The sequence below is a fragment of the Nocardia sp. NPDC058244 genome (assembly GCF_042882065.1).
In the GTDB taxonomy this organism is placed as follows: Bacteria; Actinomycetota; Actinomycetes; order Mycobacteriales; family Mycobacteriaceae; genus Nocardia.
Genome location: NZ_JBHVWX010000012.1, coordinates 119,738 through 131,438, shown reverse-complemented (window position 1 = coordinate 131,438; position 11,701 = coordinate 119,738). Strand labels below are relative to the sequence as shown.

General features: G+C 71.3%; 9 protein-coding genes. 6 read left to right on the top strand and 3 right to left on the bottom strand.

The window, feature by feature from the left end:
- The 3 genes from crtI (at position 1) to ACFVW6_RS31540 (ending at position 4,441) form a co-directional block, all read left to right on the top strand.
- Entirely contained in the window at positions 1-1,629 is a 1,629-nt protein-coding gene (crtI, locus tag ACFVW6_RS31550; RefSeq protein WP_378833270.1) for a phytoene desaturase family protein, read from the top strand.
- A 101-nt stretch (positions 1,630-1,730) separates the two neighbouring features.
- Positions 1,731-3,383, top strand: a complete 1,653-nt coding sequence (locus tag ACFVW6_RS31545) for an alpha-(1->6)-mannopyranosyltransferase A (RefSeq protein ID WP_378833272.1) — start codon at positions 1,731-1,733, stop codon at positions 3,381-3,383.
- Positions 3,380-4,441, top strand: coding sequence for a phytoene/squalene synthase family protein (locus tag ACFVW6_RS31540; protein WP_378833274.1), 1,062 nt, complete (start codon positions 3,380-3,382; stop codon positions 4,439-4,441). Before ACFVW6_RS31545 ends, ACFVW6_RS31540 begins: the two co-directional genes overlap by 4 nt.
- A gap of 147 nt (positions 4,442-4,588) precedes the next feature.
- Here the strand turns inward: ACFVW6_RS31540 and ACFVW6_RS31535 are convergent, their stop codons facing one another.
- Entirely contained in the window at positions 4,589-4,948 is a 360-nt protein-coding gene (locus ACFVW6_RS31535; RefSeq protein WP_355280132.1) for a metalloregulator ArsR/SmtB family transcription factor, read from the bottom strand.
- A gap of 183 nt (positions 4,949-5,131) precedes the next feature.
- Between ACFVW6_RS31535 and ACFVW6_RS31530 the strand changes: the two genes are divergently transcribed.
- On the top strand, positions 5,132-7,063 hold the full coding sequence (locus ACFVW6_RS31530; protein WP_378833501.1) for a heavy metal translocating P-type ATPase: 1,932 nt from the start codon (positions 5,132-5,134) through the stop codon (positions 7,061-7,063).
- Between the two features lie 10 nt (positions 7,064-7,073).
- Here ACFVW6_RS31530 and ACFVW6_RS31525 read toward each other — a convergent pair whose 3' ends face one another.
- Entirely contained in the window at positions 7,074-7,442 is a 369-nt protein-coding gene (locus tag ACFVW6_RS31525) for an Rv2175c family DNA-binding protein (RefSeq protein WP_357349245.1), read from the bottom strand.
- Between the two features lie 128 nt (positions 7,443-7,570).
- Here ACFVW6_RS31525 and pknB point away from each other — a divergent pair, with 128 nt between their 5' ends.
- Positions 7,571-9,535: a Stk1 family PASTA domain-containing Ser/Thr kinase gene (pknB, locus tag ACFVW6_RS31520; RefSeq protein ID WP_378833277.1), complete on the top strand. Its 1,965-nt coding sequence runs from the start codon at positions 7,571-7,573 to the stop codon at positions 9,533-9,535.
- 77 nt (positions 9,536-9,612) lie between these two features.
- Here the strand turns inward: pknB and ACFVW6_RS31515 are convergent, their stop codons facing one another.
- Positions 9,613-10,998 carry a class II 3-deoxy-7-phosphoheptulonate synthase gene (locus tag ACFVW6_RS31515; protein WP_355280124.1) on the bottom strand — a complete coding sequence of 462 codons (1,386 nt, stop codon included), beginning with the start codon at positions 10,996-10,998 and terminating at the stop codon, positions 9,613-9,615.
- 171 nt (positions 10,999-11,169) lie between these two features.
- On the opposite strand from ACFVW6_RS31515, the gene ACFVW6_RS31510 reads away from it, so the two are divergent.
- A complete protein-coding gene (locus tag ACFVW6_RS31510) occupies positions 11,170-11,667 on the top strand; it encodes a polyadenylate-specific 3'-exoribonuclease AS (RefSeq protein WP_357349469.1) in 498 nt (165 codons plus the stop codon).
- The last annotated feature ends 34 nt before the right edge of the window (positions 11,668-11,701 follow it).

Genomic DNA, 11,701 nt, shown 5'->3' with positions numbered 1-11,701 from the left:
ATGAGAAGCGTTGTGGGACAGACGAATCATGTCGTCGTGGTCGGCGCGGGGCTGGCCGGGCTGGCCGCCGCGCTGCATCTGCGCGGCGCCGGCCGCGAGGTGACCGTGCTCGAACGGGCCGATCATCCGGGCGGCCGGGTCGGGCGCTACCGGTTCGGCGACTACGAGATCGACAACGGGGCCACCGTGCTCACGCTGCCGGAGCTGATCGACGAGGCGCTGGCCGCGGTCGGGCAGACACGGGAAGACGTGGGCCTGCGCATCCACCGCCTCGCGCCCGCCTATCACGCGCGCTACGCCGACGGCACCGACATCCGCGTCTTCGACGACGCCGAGGCGATGGCCGCCGAGGTGGCCGCGACCTGCGGACCGGCCGAGGCCCGCAATTACCGGCGGCTGCGCGCCTGGCTGGGCCGGATCTACGACGCCGAATACGCCGAGTTCATGGACGCGAACTTCGATTCGCCGCTGGACCTGGTGCGCAGCGGGTCCGCGCGGGCCGGGCTGACCACGCTCGCCCGCCTCGGCGGCTTCGGCAAGCTGGGTCCGCGGGTGCGGTCCTATCTGCGGGACGAGCGGCTGGCCCGGCTGTTCACCTTCCAGGCGCTCTACGCGGGCACGGTGCCGGACAAGGCGCTGGCGCTCTACGGCGCGATCCCCAATATGGATACCTGCCTCGGCGTCTACTTCCCCGAGGGCGGCATGCGCGCCATCACCAGCGCGCTCGCCGACGCGTTCACCGCGGCGGGCGGCAATCTCGTGCTCGGGGCGGAGGTCGTCGGCGTCGACTACACGACCGGCGCCGGGTCGTCGCCCGAACGTTCTCCGGACTCGAGCACCGGGCGCCCCCGGTCTCGCGCAGGCCGCCGCCGCGCATCGGCGGTGCGCACCGCCGACGGCCGCGCTGTCGCCTGTGACGCCGTCGTCCTGACCGCCGATCTCGGGTCGCTGCCCCGGTTCGGTCTGCGGTACCGGCGCGGGTTGCGGGCGTCACCGTCGGCCGTGGTCGCGCACGGCACCGTGCCCGCCGAGGTCGCCGCGCGGTGGCCGGTGCAGGCGCACCACACCATCGATTTCGGCGCCGCCTGGGCCACGACCTTCACCGAGATCTCCGCGCGCCGCGGCCGCGGCCGGGTGATGAGCGACCCGTCGCTGCTGCTGACCAGGCCCGCGCTGACCGACCCCGGGCTCTACGTCGACCGGGCCGACGGCAGGCACGAACCGTTCTCGCTGCTCGCGCCGTGCCCCAATCTGGACGCCGCGCCGCTGGACTGGGACCGCCTCGCCCCCGCCTACCTGCGCGAGCTGCTGGCGGAGCTGGAGCGGCGCGGCTACACCGGCATCGCCGAGCATTTCCGGATCGACCACGTCGACACCCCGGTCACCTGGGCGGCGCGGGGCATGATCGCGGGCACACCGTTCTCGGTGGCCCACCTGTTCCGCCAGACCGGTCCGTTCCGGCCGCGCAACCTGCCAAGGGGCGTGGACAACGTCGTTCTCGCAGGTTGCGGCACCACTCCGGGGGTGGGTGTACCCACCACGTTGCTGTCGGGCAAGCTGGCCGCGGTACGAATCACCGGCAGCCGGACGCGCAACGCCACCGACCACCGGGCTAGTGTTCCAAGGTGAAGCCGTAAACTGACGGCCGACTTATCAGCTCGCGGTTGCGACCGCCGACCATCCGGGGGGACCGACCGAACATGCCGCCCCCTGAGACGACCGTAGGCCCCATGGACACCACGCGCACCCTCGAGCCGCAGCGCCACATGCCCACCGGGACCGATCCCGGCGTCCGGTCCCGGCTACGGACCGCGGGCGACTTCGTCCGCAGTCCCGAAGGTCACGCGGCCGTCATGGGCTTCTTCGGCGCGGTGATGATCACCTTCGGCGGTTTCGGCGCGGGCGCGGTGCGCAAGCGCGACCCGCTGCTCGAGGCGCTGCACCTGTCCTGGCTGCGGTTCGGCCACGGCTACGCGCTCTCGACGATCGTCATCTGGCTCGGTGTGCTGATGATGATCACGGCGTGGGTTCGGCTGGGCCGCAACACCCTCGGCAAGGACGGCGCGCAGGTCACGCTGAACGAGCTGCGGGCCATCGTCGGCATCTGGATCACGCCGCTGCTGTTCGCGGCGCCGATGTTCAGCCGCGACGCCTACTCCTATCTCGCCCAGGGCGCGCTGTTGCGCGACGGTTTCGACCCCTACCAGGTGGGTCCCGTCGCCAATCCCGGTGTGCTGCTGGACAACGTGAGCCCGGTCTGGACCACCACGACCGCGCCGTACGGCCCGATGTTCCTGCTCATCGGCCGCGTGCTCACCATGATCACCGGCGACAACGTCATCGCGGGCACCATCGCGCTGCGGATCGTCATGCTGCCCGGCCTGGCGCTGATGATGTGGGCGGTGCCGTACCTGACCAAGCACCTGGGCGGTAAGCCCACCGTGGCGCTGTGGCTGGCGGTGCTCAACCCGCTCGTGCTGGTGCACCTGATCGGTGGCGTGCACAACGAGATGCTGATGGTCGGGCTGATGTGCGCCGGCATCGCGCTGGTGCTCGAGCGCCACCATGTGGCAGGCATCGTCGTGGTCGCCATCGGCGTCGCGATCAAGGCCACCGCGGGCGTCGCGCTGCCGTTCCTGGTGTGGATCTGGATCCTGCACGAGAAGGAACGCCGCGCCGCCGAGCGGGGCGCCACCGACCCGGAAGTATCCGAGGACCAGAAGCATCCCGACGCGGCCCGCCCGTCGGCGGACATGCCGCACCCACTGTTCGTCTTCGCCAAGATCGCCGGTATCGGCGTCGGCGTGTTCGCGCTGGTATTCGGCGCCGCCTCGGCGATCGCGGGGGTCGGGTTCGGCTGGGTCACCGCGCTGCAGGGCTCGAACAAGATCATCAACTGGCTGTCGCTGCCGACGATCCTGGCGCACATGGTCACCTGGGTGACCCCGCTGCGGCTGGACTCGGTGCTCAGCGTGACCAGGGAACTCTGCAAGTTCGCCCTGGTGGCCCTGCTGGTCGCCATCTGGTGGCGGTTCCGGCACTCCGAGCGGGAGGCCGTGCTCGGCATCGTGATCGCGTTCGTCGCGATCGTGCTGCTCTCCCCCGCCGCGCTGCCCTGGTACTACTCGTGGCCGCTGGCGCTGGCCGCCGGTTTCGCGCTGTCGACGGTGACGCTGCAGTGGCTGGTCGGGTTGTGCACCTGGCTGATGCTGGTGTTCCAGCCGGACGGGTCGATCGGGCTGTACAACTTCTGGCACGTCGCGCTGGCCACCTTCGCGGCCGTCGTCGCCGCGCTGTCGCTGCGTCACGTCGACCCGTTGCACCTGCGCTCGGCCAGTTCCCGCCGGGCCATCAGGGAACCGGCGCCCACCGTCCGGGCATGAGTCGTCAGCGTCCGGGTGCTGCCGCCGACCCGGCGGCGCGTCCCACCCGCTCGGCCGGCGAGAACGCGCCGACCACCGTACCCGACGCCACCGCGGACTCGCTCGACGCCGCGTACGCGAGCTGCCGCCGCATCGCCGCCGAGCACGGTCGCACGTACTACCTGGCGACCACCCTGCTCACCCCACCGCGACGACGAGCGGTGCACGCGCTCTACGCCTTCGCCCGCATGGTGGACGACATCGTCGACCACGCCGACGACCCGGCTCGCGTGCTCGACCCACGCGACGGCGCGTTCGTCGCGGCGCCGGACGGCCCCGCCACGATCAGCCCGGCCCAGCACCTCGACCTGGTGGAGAAGCAGCTCCGCCTCGCCCTCGAACACGGCGACATCGACAGCGGCGACCCGCGCCGCCGCCAGATCCTCACCGCCGCCGCCGACACCATCGGCCGCTACGACATCGCGCACACCCACTTCTGGACGTTCCTCGACGCCATGCGCATGGACGTGCCCGGCACCGCGGGCCACCGCACCCGCTACGCCACCATGACCGAGTTGCGTGAGTACATGCGCGGTTCCGCGGCCGCCATCGGTCTGCAACTGCTGCCGGTGCTCGGCACGGTCGTCCCGGTCGCCGACGCGGAACCGGCCGCCGCCGCGCTGGGCGAGGCGTTCCAGCTCACCAACTTCCTGCGCGATGTCGCCGAGGACCTCGACCGCGACCGGATCTACCTGCCGACCGAGGAACTGGCCGCGTTCGGCGTCGACGAAGCCCACCTGCGCGCCTGCCGCGCCCGGGGTCGTGTCGATCAGCCGCTGCGCCGGGCACTGGCCCATCTGATCGCCGTCAATCGCGATGTCTACCGGCGCGCCGAGCCCGGCATCGACTTGCTCGAGCCACGGGTTCGCCCGGCGATCCGTACCGCGGCCGTGCTCTACGCCGAGATCCTCGACCGCATCGAGGCGGCGGATTTCCAGGTGTTCGACCGGCGGGCGACGGTGCCCAACCATCGCCGAATCCTGGTCGCCGCCAAGGGATTCACCACCGCCCGACGCTGACGCCCACGGCACCGAAGCACACAGCGCGACTCGGCCCGAGCCCTGGGCGTTCGAACCGTGACCCGGTCGCGTACAGGCCCGCAGCGGATGCAGCGCAGCCCGCGAGCCAGTGCGCGCGGTCGCGCACAGGCCCGCGTCGGAAGCCGCTCAGCCGGCGATCTCGGGGCGTTCGGCGAGACCGAGGCGCAGGTGTTCGCTGTGGTAGACCGCCTCGTCGAGCAGCTGGGCGACGTGCTGGTCGTAGAGGCTGTAGACGATGCTGCGCCCGGCGCGGGTCCCGGTGACCAGGCCCAGGTTGCGCAGCAGCCGCAGCTGATGCGAGACGGCGGACTGTTCCATCCCCACCGCCTCGGCGAGCTCGGTGACCGGGCGCGGGCCCTGGCGTAGCTCGGACAGGATCAGCAGCCTGCTCGGGGTGGCCAGCGCCTGCAGGGTGGTCGCGACGTGCGCGGCGGCCGCGGCGTCCAGCCTGGTCACCGGCCGATCGCTTTCCACACCGTGTCCCATGGCGTGGAGTTTAGCGGACCCTATCACATGAATATCTCTTCATATGATCTGTTATTCTCGGGTCCCCTGTTGCCCCGCCTCGGAGGTGCCCCCGTGGTCTCGTCCACCGCCACACCGCCCCGTCCCGCTGTCACCGCCGCGCGCGGATCGACCGCGCGGACCGGGTTGTTCGCGATTCCCGAGATGCGCTGGGCGGCCGCGGCGATCGCGCTGTTCGCGCTCGGCCTGACCGCGAAGCTGACCGGCGGACCGGCCTGGCTGTGGTGGGCGCTGCTGCTGGCCTGCTACCTCGTCGGCGGCTGGGAACCGGGACTCGAGGGCCTGAAAGCGTTGCGGGACAGGACCCTCGACGTCGACCTGCTCATGGTGGCGGCCGCGCTCGGGGCGGCGGCGATCGGTCAGGTCGTGGACGGGGCGTTGCTCATCGTCATCTTCGCCACCTCGGGCGCGCTCGAAGCGCTGGCGACCACCCGCACCGAGGACTCGGTCCGCGGGCTGCTCACCCTCGCTCCCGAGACCGCGACCCGGCTCACCGACGACGGCGAACAGACCGTCGCCGCCGCCGATCTCGCGGTCGGTGACGTGATCCTGGTCCGCCCTGGCGACCGGATCGCCGCCGACGGACGGGTCGTCGACGGGGCGAGCGAGGTCGACCAGGCCACCATCACCGGCGAACCCTTGCCGATCGACAAGGCCACCGGCGACGAGGTGTTCGCCGGGACGCTCAACGGCACCGGCGCGCTGCGGGTCCGGGTCGAGCGCCGGGCCGCGGACTCGGTGGTCGCCCGGATCGCGACGCTGGTCGAGGAGGCGGGCCGCACCAAGGCCAGGACCCAGCTGTTCATCGAGAAGATCGAGCAGCGCTATTCGATCGGCATGGTCGTCGCCACCCTCGCCGTGTTCACCGTTCCGCTGATCCTCGGTGCGGCGCTGCGGGATTCGCTGCTGCGCGCCATGACCTTCATGATCGTGGCCTCGCCGTGTGCGGTCGTCCTGGCCACCATGCCGCCGCTGCTGGCCGCCATCGCCACCGCGGGCCGCCACGGTGTGCTGGTGAAGTCGGCGGTGGTGATGGAGCAGCTGGGCGCGACGACCGTCGTCGCCTTCGACAAGACCGGCACCCTCACCCGCGGCACCCCGGAGCTGGTGGCGATCCAGGCGCTGTCGGGCAGTGCGGTCACCGAGGACGAGGTCCTGCGCCTGGTCGCCGCGGTCGAGCACCCGAGCGAACATCCGCTGGCCGCGGCGATCGTGCGCGCCGCCAGGCAGCGCGGGCTGGTCTTCCCGGCCGTCCGCGATTTCACCGCCTTCCCCGGCCGCGGCGTGTCCGGGCTGGTCGACGGCAGCCTCGTGCGCGTGAGCTCACCAGCCGTGCTCACCGACGGATATCCCCGCGCCGCGGCGACACCCGCCGGCCACGATGCCGTCGGGCCGCCACCGTCGACCGCCGCGGACATCGTCGCGATGACGCAGTCCCGTGGCCACACGGCGGTGGTCGTGCTGCGCGACGACGAACCGGTGGCGGTGCTCGGCTTCACCGATCAGGTCCGCCCCGAGGCGGCGGACGCCGTGGCCGCGCTCACCGCGTCCACCGGCAGCACGCCGGTCCTGCTGACCGGCGACAATCACGCCACCGCGGACCGGCTCGCCCGGCAGCTCGGCATCGGGGCGGTGCGGGCCGGGTTGCTGCCGCACGACAAGGTCACGGCGGTGCGCGAGCTGGCGGCCGACGGGTCCCGGGTGACCATGGTGGGTGACGGGATCAACGACGCGCCCGCCCTGGCCGCCGCGCACGTGGGGATCGCGATGGGCGGCGCGGGCTCGGACCTGACGGTGCGGACCGCCGACGCCATCGTCGTCCGCGACGAACTGACCACCATCCCCACCGTGATCGCGCTGTCGCGGCGCGCACGCCGGGTGGTGCTGGCCAACCTGGCCATCGCGGCAAGCTTCATCGGCGTCCTGGTCCTGTGGGACCTGATCGGGCACCTGCCGCTGCCGCTCGGCGTCCTCGGGCACGAGGGCTCGACCGTCATCGTCGGCCTCAACGGCCTGCGGCTGCTGCGCTCGTCCGCCTGGCGCCGGGCGCACGAGCAGGCGACCGGGCGCCGCTAGGACCGCGGGATCAGAAGGGCTCGGCGGCGGCGCGGCGGACGACCTCGCGGGCCAGCGGACCGTGCAGGGCGTCGACGGGGCGGCCGGGCAGCGAGTCGTCCTCGGTGTAGATCCAGCGCAGGATGTCCTCGTCGGTGTACTTGCCGTCGCGCATCACGGTGATGAGGCCGGGCAGCATCCGGACGATCTCGTCGTTGTCGTCGAAGAAGCGGGAGGGAATGCCTGCGACACCGTTGCGGCGGATCGCGAGGAGCTGGTGGTCACGCAGCAGCTGGTGCACGGCGGTGACCGGAACACCGAGTATGTCGGCGGCCTCGGGGAGCGAGACGATGGTTTCGGTGTCGGGCAGCACATCGTCGCTGCAAGGGAAGGCACTCACCCGCACAACCGTAGTACGTGCGACCTCGCCCGCATCGGCTGGCATGCCATCATGACCCGGTTACGATCGTGGGGGCCGCACACGGTGGCCTGGTCGCTTGTCGCAGTGTCGCGAGGGGTGCGAAGTTTGTGAAAGCCGGAGGACATCACTTGATCGGCCAGATGCTGGAAGGGCGCTATCGGATCGATGCGCCGATCGCTCGCGGCGGAATGTCGATGGTGTTCCGGGGCACCGACACCCGGCTGGATCGTCCGGTGGCGATCAAGGTGATGGATCCGAAGTTCGCCGGCGACCCCCAGTTCCTCACCCGCTTCGAATTCGAGGCGCGGGCGGTGGCCAAGCTCAAGCATCCCTCGCTGGTGGCCGTGTACGACCAGGGTGTCGACGGCGAGTACCCGTTCCTGATCATGGAACTGGTCGAGGGCGGCACCCTGCGCGAGCTGCTGCGCGAGCGCGGCCCGATGCCGCCGCACGCGGTACGCGCCGTCGCCGAGCCGGTGCTGCGCGCCATCGGCACCGCCCACGACGCCGGGCTCGTGCACCGCGACATCAAGCCGGAGAACGTGCTGATCTCCGACGCCGGCGAGGTGAAGATCGCCGACTTCGGCCTGGTCCGCGCCGTCGCCGCCGCCAACACCACCTCGGCCAGCGTCATCCTCGGCACCGCCGCCTACCTGGCGCCCGAGCAGGTCACCACCGGCACCGCCGACGCCCGCAGCGATGTGTACTCCTTCGGCATCCTGATCTTCGAGCTGCTCACCGGCCGGGTGCCGTTCACCGGCGACAACTCGCTCTCGGTCGCCTATCAGCGGGTCGAGAACGACGTGCCGCCGCCGAGCCAGTTCATCGGTGGCGTGCCGCCGGAACTCGACGCGCTGGTCGCCAAGGCCACCGCCCGCGATCCCGAACGCCGCTACGCCGACGCCAACGAGATGGCCGCGCAGCTGCAGATGATCGCCATGGAGCTGAACCTGCCGCCGTACCGGGTGCCCGCGCCCCGCGATTCGGCCGAGCACCTCAGCGAGAGCTACCGCACCGGCGACGCGCACCACCCCGGCGAGCGTCCGCTCACCCCGAATCCCGTTGCCGCGCATCCGATGCCGCACGCGCAGCCACAGCACACCCGGGTGGTCACCGCGCCCCGGCCGCGCCCCGAGGACTACCAGTCCGCGCACTCCCCCGCGCCGCAGCACAACCCGTTCGCGTCCACCGAGAACACCTCGCGCCGGACCGGCGTGGTCTGGGCGGCGATCGTCACCGCGCTGACCCTGCTGGTCGGCATCGGCGGCTGGTGGCTCGGGGTGGGCCGCTACACCGCCGTGCCACCGATCGCGGGCATGGACTCCGAGCGCGCCGTCGCGGTGCTGCAGGAGGCGGGCTTCGAGACGGTGCTGCGCAACAAGTCCTCCGACACCATCCCGGTGGGCGGGGTGGTCGGCACCGATCCGTCGGCGGGTTCGCGGGTCACCAAGAACTCCACCGTCGCGGTGCTGATCTCCAACGGCAAGCCGCGCGTGCCCGACATCAAGCCCGGCGACCAGATCAGCACCACCAACCAGGCGATCCGCGACGCCGGTTTGCAGCCGATCGACAGCGGCGAAGCGCCCAGCACCGCGCCGAAGGGTTCGGTGGCCAAGGTGGAGCCCGCCCCGGGCACCGTCCTGCCGATGGGCGCCCAGGTGAAGGTGTACCGCAGCAAGGGCTCGCAGCCGGTCAATGTGCCGGACGTGCGCGGCAAGACCGCCGAGGAGGCGGCCAGGGCCCTGACCAGCGCCGGGCTGACCGTGCGCGAGACCCGCGTGCAGTACGACAAGAGCGTCGAGGGCGACAAGGCGATCGGCACCGACCCGGCCGTCGGTACCACCCTGCAGTCCGGCGACAGCGTGACGCTGATCGTGTCGAACGCGGTGAAGGTGCCCAATGTGATGGGTCAGACCGTCGGCAACGCCCGCAGCAAGCTCCAGCAGCTGGGCCTGCGGGTGGAGGTCAAGTCCATCACCGACTCCGACAGCTCACTGGTGATCGGCCAGGTGCCGGGCTTCAACTCGAATGTGGAGGCGGGCAGCGTCGTGACGCTCACCGCCCTGCCTTGAAGGGATCCGGCCCCGGACAAGGACAAAGAGAAGCCCGGGCGCGGTCATCGCTGACCGCCCCGGGCTCGTCCTGACACTCAGCGCAGCATCTCGGCGACCAGGAACGACAGCTCCAGCGACTGCTGGGTGTTCAGGCGCGGGTCGCAGGCGGTCTCGTAGCGGTCCTCGAGGTCGAGGTCGGAGATGTCCTGCGCGCCGCCGAGGCACTCGGTGACGTTCTCGCCGGTCAGCTCGATGTGCAGGCCGCCGGGGTGGGTGCCCAGCGCGTGGTGCACCTCGAAGAAGCCCTGCACCTCGTCGACGATGCGGTCGAAGTGGCGGGTCTTGAAGCCGGTGGACGACTCGTGGGTGTTGCCGTGCATCGGGTCGCACTGCCAGATCACCTGGTGACCGGTGGCCTGCACCTTCTCGATGATGGGCGGCAGCACGTCGCGCACCTTGCCGTTGCCCATCCGGGCGACCAGGGTGAGCCGGCCTGGCTCGTTGTGCGGGTCGAGCCGCTCGACGTACTCCACCGCCTGATCGGGCGTGGTGGTCGGGCCGATCTTGAGGCCGATCGGGTTGGCCAGCAGCTCGGCCAGCGCGATGTGCGCGCCGTCGAGCTGGCGGGTGCGCTCGCCGATCCACAGGAAGTGCGCCGAGAGGTCGTAGAGCAGCGGCTCGCCGGTCTCGGACTCGCTCAGCCGCAGCATCGCGCGCTCGTAGTCGAGCACCAGCGCCTCGTGCGAGGCGTAGATGCGGGCCGACTTCAGGCTCGGGTCGTTCACCTGACAGGCGGTCATGAAGCGCAGACCGCGGTCGATCTCCTCGGCCAGTGCCTCGTAGCGGGCGCCCGCGGGCGACTGGGCGACGAAGTCGCGGTTCCAGTCGTGCACCTGGTGCAGGTCGGCCATGCCCGCGGTGGTCAGCGCGCGGACCAGGTTCATCGCGGCGCTGGCGTTGGCATAGGCGCGGACCAGGCGCGAGGGATCGTGGCGGCGCAGCGCCTCGTCGGCGACCAGCGAGTTGACCATGTCGCCGCGGTAGGACTTCAGGCCGAGGGAGTCGACGTCGGAGGAGCGCGGCTTGGCGTACTGCCCGGCGATGCGGGCCACCTTCACCACCGGCAGGCTCGCGCCGTAGGTGAGCACGACGGCCATCTGCAGCAGGGTGCGGATGTTGCCGCGGATGTGCGGCTCGGTGTTGTCGGCGAAGGTCTCCGCGCAGTCACCGCCCTGCATGAGGAAGGCCTCGCCGCGCGCGACGGCGGCGAGCTGGGTCTTGAGCTCCTCCACCTCGGCGGGCAGGCAGATCGGCGGCACGCTCTCCAGCACGGTGCGCATCGTCGCGGCCTCGTCGGCGTCCCAGGACGGCTGCTGCAGCGCGGGCCGGGCCAGGGCGGCGTCGAGTCGGCTACGCAGCTCCGAGGGCAGCGGCGGCAGTTCCGGCAGGCGGTCAATGGGTACGTCGACGGTCCAGGTCACCAGATCAGAATACGGCTTTCGCCGCCCGGCGAATATCCGGCGTACCGGCTACCCGTTCGTCGCGCGCCCGAACCATCGTCATAGGGTTTCTCCCGACCCATCGTGGGTCACGGACCGCGTCGTCCTCCCCGGACGGTCACGGCCGCCCACCGGCACGAAGAGGCGATCTCCCTGCGATATTTCTACGACTCGGAATTCATCGAGGACGGCACCACGATCGATCTGATCTCGATCGGCGTCGTCTGCGAGGACGGTCGCGAGTACTACGCGGTCTCCACCGAATTCGACGCGGGACGGGCTGGCCCATGGGTGCGCAAACATGTGCTGCCGAAGTTGCCGCCCGCGGGATCGCCGCTGTATCGCACCAGGGAACAGATCCGCGACGACCTGTTCAAGTTCTTCCTGCCCCGCCCCAGCGTGCAGCCGGAGCTGTGGGCCTGGGTCTCGGCCTACGACCACGTCGCGCTGTGCCAGCTCTGGGGTGACATGACCGCGCTGCCCAAGGGCATGCCGCGCTTCACCAACGAGCTGCGCCAGCACTGGGCCGCGCACGGCAGCCCCGACCTGCCGCCGATCCCCGACGACGCGCACGACGCGCTGGCCGACGCCAGGCACAACCTCGCCAAGTTCGAGGCGATCGAGGCCTACCGGCGCACCCCGCGGCTCTGAGCCCCCCGACAACGGGAAAGGCCCCGAGTCGTGT